18 protein-coding genes are annotated in these 19,172 nt (G+C 35.4%); 8 read left to right on the top strand and 10 right to left on the bottom strand.

Annotated features, from left to right (window positions below):
• The coding region (locus AB1422_00700) for an IS630 family transposase (protein MEW6617866.1) at window positions 1-198 on the top strand (198 nt) is incomplete at its 5' end.
• A 15-nt stretch (window positions 199-213) separates the two neighbouring features.
• On the opposite strand, the gene AB1422_00705 is transcribed toward AB1422_00700, so the two are convergent.
• The 3 genes from AB1422_00705 to AB1422_00715 all read right to left on the bottom strand — a co-directional run bounded on the left by AB1422_00705 (window position 214) and on the right by AB1422_00715 (window position 2,343).
• Window positions 214-1,101, bottom strand: a complete 888-nt coding sequence (locus AB1422_00705; protein ID MEW6617867.1) for a lysophospholipid acyltransferase family protein — start codon at window positions 1,099-1,101, stop codon at window positions 214-216.
• Between the two features lie 47 nt (window positions 1,102-1,148).
• Complete coding sequence (locus AB1422_00710) at window positions 1,149-2,033, bottom strand: methylenetetrahydrofolate reductase (protein MEW6617868.1); 885 nt, start codon at window positions 2,031-2,033, stop codon at window positions 1,149-1,151.
• 124 nt (window positions 2,034-2,157) lie between these two features.
• Window positions 2,158-2,343 carry a hypothetical protein gene (locus AB1422_00715; protein ID MEW6617869.1) on the bottom strand — a complete coding sequence of 62 codons (186 nt, stop codon included), beginning with the start codon at window positions 2,341-2,343 and terminating at the stop codon, window positions 2,158-2,160.
• A gap of 399 nt (window positions 2,344-2,742) precedes the next feature.
• Here AB1422_00715 and AB1422_00720 point away from each other — a divergent pair, with 399 nt between their 5' ends.
• Both AB1422_00720 and AB1422_00725 read left to right on the top strand, forming a co-directional pair.
• The gene (locus tag AB1422_00720; protein MEW6617870.1) at window positions 2,743-2,799 is read left to right on the top strand and encodes a hypothetical protein; all 57 of its coding nucleotides are present in this window, start codon (window positions 2,743-2,745) and stop codon (window positions 2,797-2,799) included.
• Window positions 2,800-2,982: 183 nt separating this feature from the next.
• Complete coding sequence (locus AB1422_00725; GenBank protein MEW6617871.1) at window positions 2,983-3,360, top strand: GxxExxY protein; 378 nt, start codon at window positions 2,983-2,985, stop codon at window positions 3,358-3,360.
• A 578-nt stretch (window positions 3,361-3,938) separates the two neighbouring features.
• On the opposite strand, the gene AB1422_00730 is transcribed toward AB1422_00725, so the two are convergent.
• The 6 genes from AB1422_00730 to AB1422_00755 form a co-directional block, all read right to left on the bottom strand.
• Window positions 3,939-4,514, bottom strand: a complete 576-nt coding sequence (locus AB1422_00730) for a hypothetical protein (protein MEW6617872.1) — start codon at window positions 4,512-4,514, stop codon at window positions 3,939-3,941.
• Between the two features lie 230 nt (window positions 4,515-4,744).
• A complete protein-coding gene (locus AB1422_00735; GenBank protein ID MEW6617873.1) occupies window positions 4,745-5,089 on the bottom strand; it encodes a type II toxin-antitoxin system PemK/MazF family toxin in 345 nt (114 codons plus the stop codon).
• Window positions 5,079-5,339, bottom strand: coding sequence for a hypothetical protein (locus AB1422_00740; protein ID MEW6617874.1), 261 nt, complete (start codon window positions 5,337-5,339; stop codon window positions 5,079-5,081). Before AB1422_00740 ends, AB1422_00735 begins: the two co-directional genes overlap by 11 nt.
• A 725-nt stretch (window positions 5,340-6,064) precedes the next feature.
• Window positions 6,065-6,949 carry a hypothetical protein gene (locus AB1422_00745; protein MEW6617875.1) on the bottom strand — a complete coding sequence of 295 codons (885 nt, stop codon included), beginning with the start codon at window positions 6,947-6,949 and terminating at the stop codon, window positions 6,065-6,067.
• Between the two features lie 3 nt (window positions 6,950-6,952).
• Entirely contained in the window at window positions 6,953-7,300 is a 348-nt protein-coding gene (locus AB1422_00750; GenBank protein ID MEW6617876.1) for a hypothetical protein, read from the bottom strand.
• Between the two features lie 197 nt (window positions 7,301-7,497).
• Window positions 7,498-9,036, bottom strand: a complete 1,539-nt coding sequence (locus AB1422_00755) for a PQQ-binding-like beta-propeller repeat protein (GenBank protein MEW6617877.1) — start codon at window positions 9,034-9,036, stop codon at window positions 7,498-7,500.
• A gap of 290 nt (window positions 9,037-9,326) precedes the next feature.
• Between AB1422_00755 and rny the strand changes: the two genes are divergently transcribed.
• Together rny and AB1422_00765 are read left to right on the top strand one after the other, a co-directional pair.
• Window positions 9,327-10,868 (top strand): ribonuclease Y, encoded by a 1,542-nt coding sequence (gene rny / locus AB1422_00760; GenBank protein ID MEW6617878.1) that lies wholly within the window; start codon window positions 9,327-9,329, stop codon window positions 10,866-10,868.
• A gap of 61 nt (window positions 10,869-10,929) precedes the next feature.
• Window positions 10,930-11,715: a TIGR00282 family metallophosphoesterase gene (locus AB1422_00765; GenBank protein ID MEW6617879.1), complete on the top strand. Its 786-nt coding sequence runs from the start codon at window positions 10,930-10,932 to the stop codon at window positions 11,713-11,715.
• Window positions 11,716-11,746: 31 nt separating this feature from the next.
• Here AB1422_00765 and AB1422_00770 read toward each other — a convergent pair whose 3' ends face one another.
• Window positions 11,747-11,896, bottom strand: coding sequence for a hypothetical protein (locus tag AB1422_00770; protein ID MEW6617880.1), 150 nt, complete (start codon window positions 11,894-11,896; stop codon window positions 11,747-11,749).
• 369 nt (window positions 11,897-12,265) lie between these two features.
• Between AB1422_00770 and AB1422_00775 the strand changes: the two genes are divergently transcribed.
• The 3 genes from AB1422_00775 (at window position 12,266) to AB1422_00785 (ending at window position 19,157) form a co-directional block, all read left to right on the top strand.
• Entirely contained in the window at window positions 12,266-12,634 is a 369-nt protein-coding gene (locus AB1422_00775) for a hypothetical protein (GenBank protein ID MEW6617881.1), read from the top strand.
• A gap of 941 nt (window positions 12,635-13,575) precedes the next feature.
• Window positions 13,576-18,057 (top strand): right-handed parallel beta-helix repeat-containing protein, encoded by a 4,482-nt coding sequence (locus AB1422_00780; protein ID MEW6617882.1) that lies wholly within the window; start codon window positions 13,576-13,578, stop codon window positions 18,055-18,057.
• Entirely contained in the window at window positions 18,042-19,157 is a 1,116-nt protein-coding gene (locus tag AB1422_00785) for a VCBS repeat-containing protein (GenBank protein ID MEW6617883.1), read from the top strand. The genes AB1422_00780 and AB1422_00785 overlap by 16 nt, the downstream gene beginning before the upstream one ends.
• Window positions 19,158-19,172 lie beyond the last annotated feature (15 nt).

The raw sequence follows: 19,172 nt of genomic DNA on the forward strand, positions 1-19,172 counted from the left end.
CCCTATTCACCTGAATTAAATCCAGTGGAACGGCTTTGGGATTGGATACGGAGATATTATCTTAGTAACCGAATTTATCAGGGTTATGATGAAATAGTGGATGTTTCTTGCCAGGCTTGGCTGGAAGTAACTAACGACAATGAACGCTTAAATTCTATGTGTTGGTTCTCTTGGATTAAATCGGCAGAAATTAATTAGAATTGATATTACTTGTTAATTATCAGGTTTTGTTGCCCAGCGGTTGTGAAACCAGAGCCATTGGTCAGGATACTGATGAATATATGATTCTAACCTCTTTGTTAATCTTTGTGTATTTTCCACAATAGCGGTTTTTATATTTGGGGTAGTGGTTAATTGACAGGGAGGTTCGATAATAATCTGATGTTGATTATTTTTTATTCGAATATCAAAGATAGGGATTAATTCTGCCCCAGTCCGCATGGCAAAAACTACAGGCCCTGGAGGAGTTGATGCAGGTCTGCCAAAAAAATCAACGAATACTCCACCTTTCCCGCCATCCTGGTCACCAATTATCGTTATAATCTCATTATTTTTGAGAATTTGAAAAATCTCTTTTGGAGCGACTGTGTGAAATATAGTTTTAGTTTTGAACTTAGTTCGTTTCTGTTGAATTAGTTTTTCGACGAACACATTTTTTTGACGACGAATCATAAGATTCAAATTATAGCCTTTAAGTATTAAGGCTTCAGTCATAAGTTCCCAATTTCCTATATGTCCGCTATAAATAATGACCCCCTTACCTTTTTTTTTAGCCCTCTCTAAATTTTCTAATCCTTTAATACGCACAAAGTTATTCACATTATCTTTATTAAGTCTGGGGAATAAGATAAATTCAATCAGGCTTTTGCTCATATTTCTAAAGGCATTAATCGCCAATCGCTTAATTTGCTTTTTATCATATTGGTCTTTAAATGCATGAGTGAGATTATCAATCGCCAGTTTTCTTCTTTTAGCATCCAAAATATAACCAATTTCCCCTAACCGATTAGCTAACCAATAATTTATCCGCCAGGGTAATGAAGTAATTAAATCAGATAATATCTTTACGGCGATAAATTCAAGGTAATGTTTTACTTGCATTTATTCAATTTAAACCCTTGTAATTATTTATGAACCCTTTTGACCAGTTACACAGAAGCCATTTCCAATATCTCTGGCACAATCTCTTCCTTGCCAATAGCCATGATATGGATGCCTGAACAGATATTTTCTTGTTTTATTTGTTTAATCTGTCTGGCGGCAATTTCTATGCCTTTTTGGAGTGCTTTACCTTTTTCTACGCTTGCCATTTCATCAATAAGTTCTTGAGGAACAGTAACGCCCGCAACATTGGCATTAAGATATTTTGCCATACCAACGCCAGTCAGGACTAAAATACCGGCTAATATCTTCACATCAAATTGTCTGGCATATTCCATAAATTTCTTAAGCATGTCCATATTATAAACGGCTTGCGTCTGGAAAAATTCTGCACCTGCTTTGATTTTTTTGCGGAATTTTAATAATTGGGAATCCATTCGGTCAGCCTCTGGGGTAGCAGTTGCTCCAATACAAAATTCTACTCCTCCATCAAGTTGTGTCCCGCCAAGGTCTTTACCCTGGGTTAAAGTTTTAACCGCAGAGATTAACTGCACTGAATCTAAATCAAAAACCTGTTTGGACCCTTTATGGTCACCAAGACTAATATGGTCTCCAGTTAAGCAAAGGACATTGTGAACACCCAGCACATAGGCGCTAAGCAAATCTGACTGCAATGCCATTCGATTTCGGTCACGGCAGGTCATTTGTAAAATTGGTTCACCACCATAATCCTTGATAATATGACAGGCGGCAAGAGAAGAAAGTCGCATTACCGATGATTGATTATCCGTAACATTCAACCCATGCACTTTGTCTCTCAACATCTCAATATGATGAACCATCTTCTCAATATTTGTTCCTTTTGGCGGCCCAATCTCCGAAGTAATGATAAATTCGCCTGATTTAAGGGCATCTTTAAATGGCTGTTTCATTATTTTCCCTCCTTAAGTCTGGTAAATGGTAACTGGTGAATGGTAATTAGTTATCAATTACCGATTTCCTGCTTTTTAATTTCGTGAAATTCTATTAATAGAAATTTCTTTCACTTTTGGTCATTTATAGTTTTGCTGTCTTTAATGACTTCATTAAAGTAGTTAATATATCTGAATTTTTTAGCTCATGATTGTTTCTTTGGACTACACATTTGCCCTTGTCGTTAATATAAGTTTGTGTATGTGTTGATATTGATTCAACATCTCCAAGCAATTTAAAGCCTCTGCAAATTTCTTCAATTATACGCATAATTATCAATTTTGTCAAGATTTTTCTACTGAAACCAGCAATTCTCGGTGAATTTTATGGAGTGCGGTGGCAAGCCACCGCTTTCAGAGTCCGTCTAAAGCAAGCGTTATCTACTGAAGAGAAACAAAGCGAAAGCAATCTTTCGCACTCCATAAAATAAAAATCTCAGCGAAAAATATTTTCCCTCATCCCCCTCAAAACCCCATTAAATCACGGTTCTTCCATTCACCGAGAATTGCTGTACTGAAACCTGTGATTCAGACACTGGACATCAGACACAAGGCTATAGACTCTATTTATGCAGGAAATTACTGACATTTGGGAAACCATCCTCAAAACTTCACTCCCTGAATTTTTCCCTACTCCTTAGCCTGGAAAGAAATTGCAGGACTCAGAGATATTCTCTCACATGAATATTTTGGAATAGATATAGATGAAGTGTGGAAAAATAGTTAATGATGACATTCCTGAATTAAAAACCCAAATCGAAAATATTAGACTGTTGGAGGAACTTTTTTAGAATCTGATAGAACCAATCCTTGATACTCAATGTTCAAGTTTTTTAAAGGTATAAAGATTTAACCGCAAAGAGCGCAAAGGAAGATTTCGCAAAGGACGCAAAGGAAGGGAAATAGGTCTATGAACGAAAACGAACTTTCAAATATCGTTATTGGTATGGCTATAAAAGTTCATGATGCATTAGGTCCTGGATTGCTTGAATCAGCTTATAAAGAATGTTTAGCATACAAAATTGCGGAACAAGGATTATTGGTTGAAAAAGAAAAAACATTACCATTGACATTTGAACAGGTTAAACTTGAATGTGGTTATAGAGTAGATTTGTTGGTTGAAAAGAAATTAATCATAGAAGTTAAATCTCTTGAGGCATTAACAGAGATACATTTAGCTCAGATATTAACTTATTTAAAATTGTCAAATTGTAAATTAGGATTGCTTATAAATTTCAATGTATTAAGACTCAAGGAAGGAATTAAAAGGGTGGTGAACAACCTATAATCTTTGCGTTCTTTGCGGTTAATTTCTTTGCGTTCTTTGCGGTTAAAAAAGGATAAACCACTTAATCTTAAAAAATTTGATAATTCACTACAAGTAGTTATCCGTCATTTAATTTTAAGTAAAGTTTTGACTAATAACTGCTATAGTTACAAAAAACTCAACCACGATTTGCGAAGACTTTTTCAAAAGTAAGTCTTTTAAAATCAAGAAGTTCTCATTTGCGAGGTAGCAAATGGATAGGTTTTTGGATTTAAAAATTGATGGATTTGCGAAAAAATACTTGACAGAGGTGGTAAAGTGGTGTATTATCTAATAAAAGGTAGGAAGAAGTTAATTTTTTTAAGATGGCTTTCTGACAATTTAACGATAGAGTTCAGGTGCGGCGGGGAGAATTACCACTAAAGTTTGATAGCCAGATAAAACTTTGAGAGACCACAAAACTCTGACCACGGCACAGTCCCCCGCCGTCAACTGCAACGCAGGGTTAGACAAAAGCTTTGATTCGCTGTCTTTTCCTTTTCCTCTGCCTCACCGAATTATTGTGCATTCCACATTCACGGTTTGACCCCCATCTCCCCCTAACTTTCTGATAGTCTCTCTATAATTTGAAAAAGCAATTTCCTATCAGTCAAAAATATAGCAATAAGAGTTATTACCCACAGTATCATAAAATATATTGCCGCAGCTTTCCAGTTGGTTAACTTCCTTTCTAACTTTCTGATAGTCTCTCTATAATTTAAACGAATATAATTGATATGTTCATTCATTTCGTCTTCATTCACTTCCTTTTTTGTCCAGGCAATCCAGTCATTTCTTTCTTTTTCTTCCTCTTTCCGCTTTTTTTCTTCTTCTTTAGCCCGTCTATATTCTTCACGCTTCCGCTCTTGCTTTCGCTCTCGCTCTAGCGTTTGCTCTGCAAGAGTATGAATGTGAACTTCATAACCCATTTGCTTCAAAGCCTGAATTCCCTCTAGGGTAATCCGCCAACCCGGTTTTGTCCCAAAGAAGTATTCCTCCACAAGTTTCTCACTCCAATGTTTAACTAATCTCTCTGCTTTCAATTTCTCAAAATCTGAAGAATAGATTCTCCCTTCTTCTATCAGGAATCCGCTTAATTCTGAATCTATTTCTTCACTTACTTTTACTTTTTCCATTTTATTTTCCGCCTTATTTCCCTGCCTGCCTGTTAAAGTTGTTTCAATCCTTGTTTTTAATGGAAGTTGGGTTGTTACTCGTTTTTTAACAAGAGATTATACAGTTCTGTATATCATTCCATTTGGGATGTTATCCAGAAAACGGATATTACCACATTCATAAACAAAACATCAGCACTATCAGATTTGAGATTATGTTAGCCACCCACCGGTACGAAAAACACACCAAACTAATACTCAATCACTGCGGCAATCGCTACGACAATTGATTTCATAACTACTGGGGAAATGATGCCCAGTTTCTGAACAAATCGTTGAGTATCAACACCACGTAGTTGTAAGGTGTCAACAGCTGATGTCTTTGTTAAGCCGTTTATGCTATCTGGCATCAGTTTAACATGCCAGACATTTTGTGCGAAGTAATCCTTCCACTCAGTTAGTGGAGCAACCAACCTAATGGGCAACATACCAACGGAATCAGAACTGACAACAACAACTGGACGAGTCTTTCGGATTTCCGCACCAATGGTTGGGTCGAGACTTACTAACCAAATCTCACCACGATTAATGCTCATAAATAAAATCTCCTGCTTGCCATTTTTGACGTTCGTTTGCTGTTTGCTCGTAGTGAGCTACCATCTTCTCAGCTTGTTGTGCCATAAGTTGACGTCGTTCATTCAAAGGAAGCTGCATAAAATCGATTTGAGATGACACATCTGTTTCTTTATCAGCCAATTCAAGCAACAAACTGTATGCACATTGAAGATTTGTTGTTGGGATTTGTTTAACTAATTTTTGAATCTTAGAGTAAGTAATCGTTTCCATGTTTATTTCTCCTTTCTGCTCTATATCTTATTTAGATTTTCTTACAAATAGGGTTGTTATGGGCTAACCTTAGATTATCCTGCCTATTGGCAGTTTTTATTTTACTGCATTATAAGTTAGGCTATTTATAGAGTAGCATAAATAAAATATTCTGTCAAGAAGAATTTTAATATCAAAATTAGAAAATACTGAAAAATAACATCCTAAGTATTATCCTGCCTATTAGCGGTTTTTATTTTACTGCATTATAAATTTTTTCGACCTGTGCAGGTAGAAAATTAAGGAAGCAGATTTTTAATAGTAAGCGGGTGGATTTAGTAAGCGGATTTAACGGATTTAGCGGAAAAAGAAATAAAAAAAATCCGCTCAATCCGTTTAATCCGCTTACAATAAAAAATGTAATCTGTTTAATCAATTATCCTTTTATTTCTAACTGCACAGGTGGAAACTTATTTACGGCTGTGGACTACGGTTGATGGAATGTATAGCGGTTATTAACTGGAAGTTTACATAGGATAATACCCATAAATAAGGCATGAGAATAATCGTTCCGTTAGGAACATAATATCGGTAGGAATAGATAGACAAATCAATCAGTTCCGTAGGAACGATATATTGGTAGAAAATTTATGGAAAGCCATTTACCGATATATTGTCCCTATGGGACATTATTTGTATTTCTAAGTAAAGTTTTGAATAATAACTGCTATAATTTCAGAGACCATTTAATTTTCTTCGTGTCCTTTGTGTTCTTCGTGGTGAATAGTTATCTCTATTTTACTCCGTGTTCGTAGACCAAAATCGTGGCTAACCCTATCATCTGAAAGCCCAGGCTGATAATGTTCAACAAAGTAACCTGTGATTACTTCGTTATCCCCTTCTTCGATAAAAAAGCAAGCAAAACCTACTACTTTGACCATTGAAGGGATAGGTTTAAAAATTTCGACAACCGGTATTTTTAATAATTTAGGACATTGTGCTGAGAAATTATTTATACGACAATCACTTTTACAAGCACCAGTAAAAAGGCTGACTAATTCTTCCAATTCATTCTCTTTTAGTTCACGCAGGTTAAAGATATTACCTACTTTAAGTGTTTTAGAAAATGCAGACCCAAAATCCAGCCCGACTAATTTTTCTTCCAACAAATTCGTTTCTGGCTGTCTGGCAAGTTTATACAAAAAACCAAAGTTTAACCCCGAAGGTCGAATAATTCCCAGAGAAATAGTTTCTAATTCAGTAATAGGGCAAATCGTTCTTAAAATCTCTGCCTGTTTTTGGAGAAATAATGTAATTGTTTTCTTACCAACAAGCCAGGCAAAATAAGTATTGATGGATAAGGATTTATTAATGGTTATCTTATTTAGGGAGGGACTGATAATTATTTCCTCATCATTTAACAAAATACCATAATTTTTTGCCATTTGTTTTATCTTTTTATTAGTCGCCCGGGGTGTATCGATTAAAATAGCCCCTTCTTTAATTATCTCCTCCAAATATCCTTCTACTCTGTTTTTTATCAAATGTAGCCGGATGACATCCGTAATTAATCCGACTAAAAAAAGACCCAGGATAATGGCAACTATTATTAAAATCTTATTTAACATCATACCTTACTCACCTTCATCTTCCTCAGGTTGAAGCCCATAGGTTACATTTGGAATTAAAGGTATTTCTTTTTTATCCGAGAGAGATTCAATGTGTTGCGACCTATCTTTAGTTAATACCGCTTGTAATTCTGAGAACTCTTTAGCCAATTTATACCCTATTTTGCCTTTTTTCACCAGGGTATCAGGCAATACCCTTCCCTCTTCACACCAGAGTTTAAGTTCCTTTAGCTCTATTGGACCATATTCCTTATCGACGAAAATATACCATTTATCCTCAATAACTTCTTTATTATCAAAGGATTTACTACATCCTGAAGAAATTACGATAGAGAGAATAATTAACCATCTCATAATAACCTCCAGAAAAGTAACCAGTAGGCAGTCAAGTTAATAGGACGCAGATTTTCGCAGATTATCAGGATAATAAAAACTAAAATGATACTATAAAGACACAAAGATTAATTACTCGGTAGTGTTAAATAACTAAAAGTTTAATTGTATCCTGGTAACTAAAAAATCTTGAAAATCTGCGTTTATCTGCGTTCCCATTATTCCATTTTAATTGCCTGAATACAGAAATCACAGCCACCAAAATATAAAATCTGATTATGAATTGTCGGCGTTGAACGAAGGTTATTTTTAATGTAATATTTTTGCAGGATAGTGCCATCCAGCGAACTTAAGGCAAATAAACATCCTTTATCCTGACCAGATTTGACTCCATAATAAATTATCCCATCTGAGATAACCGGGGAAGATTCTATTTTAACTCCTAAATTTCGTCTCCATTTCAGTTCAACTTCATTATTATCTTCTTTTAAGCAAATTGCAACACCTTCTCCAGTGCCAAAGTGGATAAGTTTTTCTCCGTTAAAAGTTACTTGAATTACTGGCGAAGAAAGAATATCAAAATGGCTAATATTTATCTCTGATGTATCATAAGCCCAGGATAATTCCTCAGATTGAATATCTACCGCATAGATATAATATTTTCCAGCGGTGAAATATACCTTGTTGGCAAATATAGTTGGTTTGCATCTAATTGGTTCTAAAGAGCCTGTCCAGGGATATGCCCATTTTAATTCCAATTTTCCTGATCTGAGTATCTTAAGTGCCCTTAATTTACCGTCATTTGAGCCAAAGTAAATAATTTCATCTTTAATCAATGGTGATGAAATAATCGAGCCAGAAGTAGAATAATTATCAATTATCTTACCGCTGTCAATATTTATGGCATAAAGTTTTCCCTCCACACTGCCTACATAACAAGTATCTTTGAAAATCACTGGAGAAGAATTACACCAGATATAATCTTCTCGACCATAGCCATCGCTAATCAAGGTAGGCGAAAGCCCTTGCGGAGAACCAGTCATAGTATCTAATCTATAAAGATAGGTAAATCTCTGTGGATTGTTTTCAGCATTAACTACAGTGAAGTAAAGGCAATTATTACTTATTACGGGATTAGATTGAATACAACAGCCACCTCGATTAAGTTTATAATTTTCATATTCTACTGCCACGCCATTTTTATCATAGAGGATGCCGGAAGATGTATCGAAACTCCACAATCTTCTGCCCGTCGTTATATCAAGTGCATACATAAATCCTGAAGTCACTCCGCAATATAAAATATCCTCCTGGATAACAGGCGAAGAATGAATATGAGACCTGGTATCAAATTCCCATATTTTTTGCATAGGTTGATGATAGGCGACAGCCCGTGTATTTATCTTTTGGTGACTAAAACCGAATATTACCCCAGAGATAAGCCTTATTTTTTTAGTTAAAAGGATTTCTATCTTCAAATCTTCTGTTTTAATCAAAATATTATCTATCTCAAAACCACTTTTTTTAATAAAATCATTTACAATCAAATTTACCCTGGAAATTCCTTCTAAAAGATAAAAAGCACCTTTAGAGGCTGACTGCTCACAGATTGTTATCATTCCTGATTTCAATTGATAGATTCTTTTTAAATCAATATTCAGGAGTATAATTTCCATCAAGAAAAATAAAATTAAAGATGATAGAGATAGTGCCTGGATAAAAATATTATCTTTTTTTGCCAACGATATATTCTTCACTCTTCTACCCTCTAATATCTATTTTAATAAAATATATCATTTAAGTCAATAAAAAAGGTTGACAATTTTTAAAAAATAATGTATTATATAATTACTTGAATTTTAAAAATTTCGGGTAGTGTTCGATTAAGTGTTAGGAGATAAACAAAATGTATATAAATAAAACCATTACAGGAAAAAAATATAAAAATATTTATCAAATCAAATTTCCCACCTTTGTTTCTTCCTGGGGTTTGACATAAAAACACACTTCAATAGAACATCACCCATTTTAAGGGGGTGTAAAGATAGTGGAGCAAGGTAATATTATCTTACCTGTCCTTATTACAGGGCTTCTGTGTGCTATTTTGGGTTATCTGGGTCGTAAATATCTCGAAAAGGTTAAAACCTCTTCGGCTGAAGAAATAAGTAGACAGATACTTGCTGAGGCAGAAGAAGATGCGCAAAGAGTAAAAAAAGAAGCACTTCTTGAAGCAAAAGATGAGTTGTATAAGGAAAAGACTGAATTTGAACGGGAAACTCGAAACAGACGACTTGAACTTGAAAAATTAGAGACAAGACTTAGACAGAAAGAAGAAAGTTTAGAACAAAAATTGGGTAAATTAGAGAGAAAAGAAAAAGAAAACCAAAATCTACAAGATATACTTCAGCAGGAAAAAAAGGAAATAGAAAGGTTAAAATCAAACCAGATTAAACAATTAGAAAGTATTTCAGGATTAACTTGTGATGAAGCCAAAAAGATGTTGATTCAAAGTATTGAAAGCGAGATTAGACATGAAGCGAATAAAATGATAAAAGAGATAGAGGATGATGCAAAGAACACTGCGGAAAAGAAGGCTAAATGGATAATTTCTCAGGCTATTCAAAGATGCGCGGCTGAACAGGTAGTTGAAACTACAGTCTCTGTAGTTGCATTACCAAGTGATGAAATGAAAGGAAGAATAATTGGTCGCGAAGGACGGAATATAAGAACCATTGAGAATTTGACTGGTGTGGATTTGATTATTGATGATACGCCAGAAGCAGTTATACTCTCGGGCTTTGACCCCATAAAAAGGGAGATTGCTAAAATTTCATTAGAACGATTGATTACAGATGGAAGGATTCATCCCGCAAGAATTGAAGAGGTAATTGCAAAAGTAGAAAAGGATGTAGAACAATCACTAAAAGAGGAAGGCGAGAAGGCTACTTTTGATCTCGGTGTTCATGGATTTAACAAGGAAATGCTGTATTTACTGGGTAAATTGAAATTCCGTACCAGTTTTGGTCAAAATGTCTTACAACACAGTATCGAAGTTGCTCAATTAGCCGCTCTTATGGCCGCAGAACTAAATGTAGATGTCCCTTTAGTTAAACGAGCCGGATTACTCCATGACCTTGGCAAATCAATCGATTCTACCGTAGAAGGTTCACATGCTTCTATTGGCGCCGATTTATGCCGTAAATATGGTGAATCACCTGAAATAATACACGCTATCGCCGCTCATCATGGAGAGGTTGAACCAAAAACCGTAGAAGCAGTCTTAATTCAAGCCGCAGATGCTGTCTCGGCCGCAAGACCTGGTGTCCGAAAAGAAAGCCTGGAAAATTATATCCGCCGATTAGAAAAATTAGAACAAATTGCTACTTCTTTTCGTGGTGTAGAAAAATCTTACGCAATCCAGGCTGGTAGAGAACTACGGGTTATCGTCTCATCTAACGAAATAGATGAAGCAGAATTATTTGCTCTGGGAAGAGAAATTGCTAAAAAGATTGAAGAAGAATTAGAATATCCAGGTCAGGTTAAAGTAACCATAATTAGAGAAACCCGTGAAGTAGTTTATGCAAAATAAAAAGTAATCGGTGACGAAAAAACCTTTTACCGATTACCTGAAGGAGGGGACAGAATATATCTTGAGAGTTTTAGTTATAGGTGATATTGTCGGAAAAAAAGGAAGACAGGTAATTAAGGCATTATTACCTAAGATTAAACAAGAATATCAAATTGACCTCTGTGTAGCCAATGGTGAAAATCTTGCTGGCGGATTTGGATTAACTCAAAAAACAGCAAATGAAGTCTTTACTGCGGGCGTAGATGTTCTAACCAGTGGTAACCATGTCTGGAGTAAAAAAGAAGTCTATGAAATAATAGAAAATGAAAATATCTTAAGACCCCTTAATTATCCCACTGGAGTTCCCGGAAGAGGATATAATCTTTATAAAGTCCAAAATGACTTGTTATGTGTGATAAATTTAGCCGGAAGAGTTTTCATTGATGAATTAGATTGTCCATTCCGGGTCGTCCTACCTGAAATTACTAAAATAAGAGAAAAGACAAAAAACATAATTGTAGATATGCACGCTGAGGCTACTTCGGAAAAAGTAGCTATGGGCTGGTATTTAGACGGAAGGGTAAGTGCAGTCATTGGCACACATACCCATGTTCAAACCGCAGATGAAAGAATATTGCCTGAAGGAACCGCATATATTACTGATGCCGGAATGACTGGTCCTCGAGACTCAATTATTGGTATAAAAAAGGAAATAGTTTTAAAAAAATTCCTGACTCAAATACCATTAAGATTCGAAGTGGCTAAAGGTATAGGTCAAATTGGCGGCGTAATCGTTGAAATTGATACCTCTACGGGCAAAGCAAAAAGTATTATCAGAATACAACAATTTCTTGAGGAAGAAAATTAAATGTAAGCGTTCAGCCACAGAGGCACAGACTTCACAGAGAATTAAGGAAATTAGCCACAAATGGATACGAATTAACCTCTGACATCCCATAAATGTAGTGCGAACCTTTAAGTTCGCCTTTTGGCTTGCCAGAAGCGAATCTAACGCCTCGCACTACAAATCTTTTTGTATTTGTGTTCATTCGTGGTTATATATTCCCTCTGTGTTCTCTGTGACTCTGTGGCTATATCCTGAACGGTTACAATTAAATTATTAGTCATTAGTATTTAGTAAGGCGTCAGTGATTTGGGGGGATGAACATTAACCTCCGGAGGACAGAGCAATGAAAATAGTAGGCAAGTAGGTAGTAGGTAAGTAGGAAAGGGATAAAGGATGTGCACGGTATTCCTCTTCTGGGGGCAATGTCTCCCCCTTTCCTACTTTCCTACTCTCCTACTTCCTACTTTCCAGGGGAATCCCTCATTTCAGTGACGCATTACAGTATTTATTAAATTTTTCTTGACAGTTAGATTAGATTATTGTAAAATAATAAACTGGAGGGAAAAAAGATTTGCCTACAGAAATAGATTATAACAGGATAAAAGAGATTGTCAAAGAAGTCTTAAGTGAAGAATTGTCATTAAAAGAGGCAGAAATCGAATTTGGGGAAAAATGGACAGGTGGAGAATTAATCATACGACCTAAAAATACAAACCTTGCACCAAAACATATCCCTTTAGAAGTATTTTTTCACAAAATAGTTATGATTCGCGACCGACTGAGAGTCCTGGAACAAAAAATTAACTCAAACACTAAATTCACCGATGAAGAAAAGCTAGAAATGCAACAATATATTACTCGTATTTATGGTAGTTTGACGACTTTTAATCTGTTGTTTAAACGCAAATCAAGTTATTTTGTCGGAGAGGGAGGAAAATGAATAAGCGTTCAGGTAAATAGTTACCAATTACCAAATAGGGTTCTGCAAAATAGGATTTGGGAGAGACAACAAATAAATATCAAATATTAAATATCAAAATGCAAAATTACAAATCAAATTTCAAAAAGGAAGTAGCAGGGTTTCTCAAAGAGTTGGAGGAATTTGGTAATATCTTTGCTTCAAGTATTTTAACGCTGAAAGGAAAGAGATAATTTTACTGAACTTTGGCAAAGATAGTTGATAGTTGATAGTTTATAGTTGATAGTAGATAGTTGAAGGACTATAGACTATAAACTATAAACCATAAACTATAAACTATACACTATACACTATAAACTATAAACGAGTTTTGCATTTTGCTCTTTGGAGGAAATTGATAAAAATAGAGGTTTTAAATACCCGCTTAAAAACTACAGTTTCTTAGTTTTGCAGAACTCTAACCAATTACCAAAAAAGAGGAGGGAAAAATAATGGGGCAAAAAAGTAAGGTGAAGAAAAAGGCACAAAAATCTATCGAAGAAAAGCGTAAAGAGAAAAAGGAAAAGAAAGATAAGAAAAAATAAGATGTGTCCGTAAGTGAAATCAGGTAATCGGTTATCGGTAATCAGGTAATCAGTAGCTCAGATAAGGTGTTAAAAAACCGCTTACCGATAACTGATTACTGGTATAGCGTTCTATAAGTAGATATAACAATATAAAGTTTTTGGTAACCGTTGAGGTAATCCTTTACCGCAGAGACGCAGAGAAACAGAGAGGAAGATATCTTTTTTTTTCGCGTTTTTCGGTGTTTAAAAAGACTGAAAGTAAGTATTAAAAGATTAATAAACAACGAAAGACCTGAAATGCACACAAAAAAGGAAATTTCTGTCTCTGGTGAATAGATTTTAATTTTTTCTCTGTGTCTGTGCGTCTGTGCGGTGAAAAAAAGGAAAACTATTCACATGAAAAAGATTCTTAAATATTTAACAGTAGGTATTATTTTAGGTATAAATATAGGGGTTTATGCGGCTGATTTGTATGTGCCAGGGTCATATACAACTATCCAGTCTGCAGTAAATACCGCAACAACTGGGGATACCATTTATGTTGGAACTGGAACTTACAATGAGGCACTCTATATCAACAAAAGTATTGCCCTGGTTGGAGCAGGAGCGGATGTTTGTACAATTACCACAACTGGGCTGGGATATGTAAATGTAGTAACCTTTGACGGTACGGGTGGAACAATAACAGGCTTCACCATCAGAGAAACATATATGTATGGAATATATTGCATAAATAATGCAAATCCTGTAATCACCAACAACACAATATCAGGAAATAATTATGATGGTATTTTCTGTTTCGATTCTTCTCCAACCATTACCAACAACATAATCTCAGGAAATCGTTATAAGGGTATCTATTGCGATTCTTCCTCCCCATTCATCACAAACAACATCATTGTCCGAAATAGATCTCATGGCATCTACTGTGATAATTCTTCCCCATCTACTATGAACAATATTATTACAGAAAATGGAATAAGTAAGGATTCCTATGGTATCTATGTCCGCTCTGGTAATCCTACTGTTGATTACAACTGTGTCTGGGGAAATGGTTCTAATACTACCAATAATTACTACAATTGTGTTGTTGGATTATACAATATATCCCTTGACCCTCAATTTATAGGGCAAGATGATTATCACCTTAGTTCTAATTCTCTCTGTATTGATGCAGGTTCAAACACAGCCCCAGGGATTCCAGAAAAAGATAAGGATGGAAACACAAGGATAGTCAATGACAGGGTTGACATAGGTGCCTATGAATATCAAGGAAGCCCTACAGGTCTATATTCTCTCTCGGGAACAGTTACTGATACAAATGGCAATCCCATTTCCAATGCATTGGTAAAAGTAATCTCTGAGATTTTAATAAAGAGTCCAGCAAAGAGTCCAGGTAGAGGAGAGGCAATTACAGACAATAATGGTAGTTTTACAATTAGCAATCTTCCTTTTGGAACATATACCATTCGGGCATCATCTGTAGGTTATTACCAATCTTACAGGAATCTTCTTATAAATGGCCAAATCTCTAATATAGAATTTAAAATGGTTTCTACCCAATCACTTACCATTTATGTGAATAGGGACAATACTTCAGGGACAGAGAATGGTTCATTAGAATTTCCTTACACGACTATTAATAGAGGTGTTGATAATTGCTTTAAAGGAGGAACAGTTTTTGTTTCTTCTGGAATTTATAATGAGGCAATTTATATTAACAAAAGTATTAGTTTAATTGGACAAGGGGCAAATGTTTGTACAATTACCACAACCGGGCTGGGATATGTAAATGCAGTAACCTTTGATGGCGCAGGTGGAACAATAACCGGTTTCACCATCAGAGAAGCAGGCTGGGATGGAATATATTGCATAAATAATGCAAATCCAACCATTACCAACAACACAATTTCAGAAAGTAGATTGCTGGGTGTTCACTGCAACAATTCTTCTCCAACCATTACCAATAACACAATCTCAAAGAATGGGGGTAATGGTGGTATCAGATGCTGCAACAATTCTTCTCCAACCATTACCAATAATATAATATCGGGGAATGGCAGGCATGGCATCTCCTGCGAATACTCCTCCCCAACCATCACCAATAATACAATTTCAGAGAATGTGGAGGATGGTATTCTCTGTTTCAATTCTTCTCCAACCATCACCAACAATACAATCTTAAAGAATTTGAATTATGGTATCCACTGCAAATATAATTCTTTTCCAACCATCACCAACAACATAATATCAGGAAATCGTTATGCGGGCATCTATTGCGATTATTCCTCCTCCCCATTCATCACAAACAACATCATCGTCCGAAATAGATATCATGGCATCTACTGTAATAATTCTTCCCCATCTATTATGAACAATATTATTACAGAAAATGGAACAAGTACGGATTCCTATGGTATCTATGTCTGCTCTGGTAATCCTTCTGTTGATTACAACTGTGTCTGGGGAAATGGTTCTACTACTACCAATAATTACTACAATTGTGTTGTTGGATTATACAATATATCCTTTGACCCTCAATTTATAGGGCAAGATGATTATCACCTTAGTTCTAAATCTCTCTGTATTGATGCAGGTTCAAACACAGCCCCAGGGATTCCAGAAAAAGATAAGGATGGAAACCCAAGGATAATCAATGACAGGGTTGACATAGGTGCCTATGAATATCAAGGAAGCCCTACAGGTCTATATTCTATCTCGGGAACACTTACTGATACAAATGGCAATCCAATTTCCAATGCATTGGTAAAAGTAATCTCTGATATTTTAATAAAGAGTCCAGTAAAGAGTCCATGTAGAGGAGAGGCAATTACAGACAATAATGGTAGTTTTACAATTAGCAATCTTCCTTTTGGAACATACACCATTCGGGCATCATCTGTAGGTTATTACCAATTTTACAGGAACCTTCTTATAAATGGCCAAATCTCTAATATAGAATTTAAAATGGTTTCTACCCAATCACTTACCATTTATGTGAATAAGGATAATACTTCAGGGACAGAGAATGGTTCATTAGAATCTCCTTACACGAGTATTAATAGAGGTGTCGATAGTTGCTTTGAAGGAGGAACAATTCTTGTTCCTCCTGGAATTTATAATGAGTCAGTTTATATCAACAAAAGTATTAGTTTAATTGGAGCAGGGGCAAATGTTTGTACAATTACCACAACTGGGCTGGGATATGTAAGTGCAGTAATCTTTGATGGCGCAGGTGGAACAATAACCGGTTTCACCATCAGAGAAGCAGGCTGGGATGGAATATATTGCATAAATAATGCAAATCCAACCATTACCAACAACACAATTTCAAAAAGTAGCATGGTGGGTGTCTACTGCTACAATTCTTCTCCAACCATCACCAATAACAGAATTTCAGAGAATTGGGATGATGGTATCTTGTGCTACAATAATTCCTCTCCAACCATTACCAATAACACAATTTCAGAAAATAAATGGGAGGGTATCAGGTGCAATAATTCCTCTCCAACTATCACTAACAACATCATCGTCCGAACTGGAACAACAAGTTTAAACTCTTATGGTATCTATGTAATATCTGGCAGTCCAATCATTGATTATAACAATCTCTGGAATAATGGGTTAACTGGTAGCCAAAATTATTGCAATTGCTCTCCTGGGACCCATGACATCTCTGAGAATCCTCGATTTATAAGTGAAACAGATTTCCATCTTACCCCATATTCACTTTGTATAGATGCAGGCTCAAATACCGCTCCAGGAATTCAAGAAAAAGACAAGGATGGCAATCCAAGAATAGTAAATGGAATAGTTGACATTGGTGCTTATGAGTATCAAGGAACATTTACCGTGATTATCTCCTTTACCGGCTCATCTACATATTCAAACGAAAAGACCTTAACAGAAACAATAGAAGAAAGGAATTTAATGCTAACCAGTGAGGATTCAAATATAGTTTTCAATGAATTTAAGAGGATAAATATAAAGACAGGTGGATTCACAGATAGGGGGTTTTTCAAAGGAACCCTTACGATGGATAATAACAATTGCTTGTTTAAAGGTATGTCTTATCAAAAAGGAACAGTCTCATTCCTTAATGGTGTGATAGAGGGATATGCATCAGGAATAATGGAATTAGTCTTTGAGGACTCAAGTTATACTGGCACCCTTACTTTAACCCAGATGGGGGATGAAGTCTTTTTAAGCACAAGGGCAATAAAGGGAAGTATAGAATCTTCTGAACCTGATGCATCAAATAAAACCGTAACATTAGAGCAGAAAATGATAGAAGGGGAAATTACTCTTACCTTAACTATAGTCAGGATAGAAAACGAAGGTTTTTGTGTTATTTCATATAATTCTGAAGAGGGCACGGGCGAGGGTTATGCCTATGTCAAAGAAAAGACTCTTGATGGTTTCCTTAAGAATCCAATCTATGGCTACATCTTAGCAATCCTTGAGGACCCTCCAGAGGTAACGATAACAAGGATTGACCCCCTTATGCCACCTATGGCCGATCTGGATGTTAGAATTTGTGGTCCTGATGGGGCAAGTCCAGGCCAGATAATAACCTATGTGATTGTTCTAAGAAATGGTGGGTTAAAGGAGGCTTTTAATAGGTCTGTTGTAGCAGTTTTACCCGATGTTGAGTTTATCTCTACTTCCCCAGGTGGGATATATAGTTATCCATTCCATACCGTCCGTTGGAATCCTACTAATATCCCTGCTAAAAGTATTATCAACTTTAATTTTCAGGTAAGAATTCCGTGGGGACTTCCTCTAGGAACTCAGATTGCCCCCACAGTCCAGATTGTTCGGACGGATGAAAATGAAGCCTTTTATGAGGAGATGGAACTACAATGGTCAGAATATTAAAGGTTTTTCTATTAACACTCATTTTTATTGTTTTTGAATTACAAAATCTTAACCTTTTTGCAAATGAGATAGAAGGATTTAAACATATTCTTTCTGGAGAACTTCCTAAAGAAATGCCGAATAATTATTATGGTTTTGTTGCTGATATTTATGGTAATGAGCACGAATTTATTGTTTTTCAAGCAGGTAATTTTATTATGACGGCACAGTTTGAAAATAACAATTTAAATATTGTTCATCAAATTCCATTTCAAGAAATAAATTTATGGGTATGTGGTGATTTAAACAAAGATAAAAAGGATGAAATAATTTTTATAAAAAGTCCTTCTATTCAAACTTATGAGTGGGGAGAGGGTAAATTTTTAAAAAAAGAGTATAACTTGCCTCAACTATCAAATTACGAAATACATCAAGCAATAGTAGGAGACATTGATAATGACGATATTAATGAGATTATATTATTTGCAAAGAATACACAAGAAAATTCACAAGGTGAAGAAGATGAAGGATTTAAGTTATATTTATTTATTTTGAAACGGCAAAAAGAAAAAATAAAAATAATTTGGTCAGATAAAGGGAAAATGGGATTTTATGATCCTCGTGTTGTTCCACCTCCAACACTCGTTTGCGTTGGAGATATATTTAATAGAAGTAAAAATCAACTTGTAATAATGGAAACCCAGTCAGATGTAAGTCCAAGTGGATTTAATCTTCTAATGTGGTCCAAAAATCGTCTCAAACTTGATCAAACAGTTATGTTTGCTAATAACAAAATATGGTCTTCTGAAGAATGGGAAAGTGAGCATCCTGAAGAAAAGATAACATCTTTTGTTTGGTATACATTTGATATATTTAAAATAAACAATCAAATACGAATTTTAGCTCCTATTTATGATGGGAAAAGTATCCCCTCTGATACATATCAAGGATTAATAAAAATATCAGGGAATAGATTTGAAGTAGAAGAAATATTAAAACCTGTTGAACTTAAGGAAAGGGGACAAATTCTCCCTAATATCGTGCATTGTATAAATATAGATGGGAAAGGCAAAGGTCTCCTTCACATAACAGCTGATGACAAATATCATTTTTATAGATGAGGAGATGAAAATCCA

Source organism: bacterium (genome assembly GCA_040757115.1).
Lineage (GTDB): Bacteria > UBA9089 > CG2-30-40-21 > CG2-30-40-21 > SBAY01 > JBFLXS01.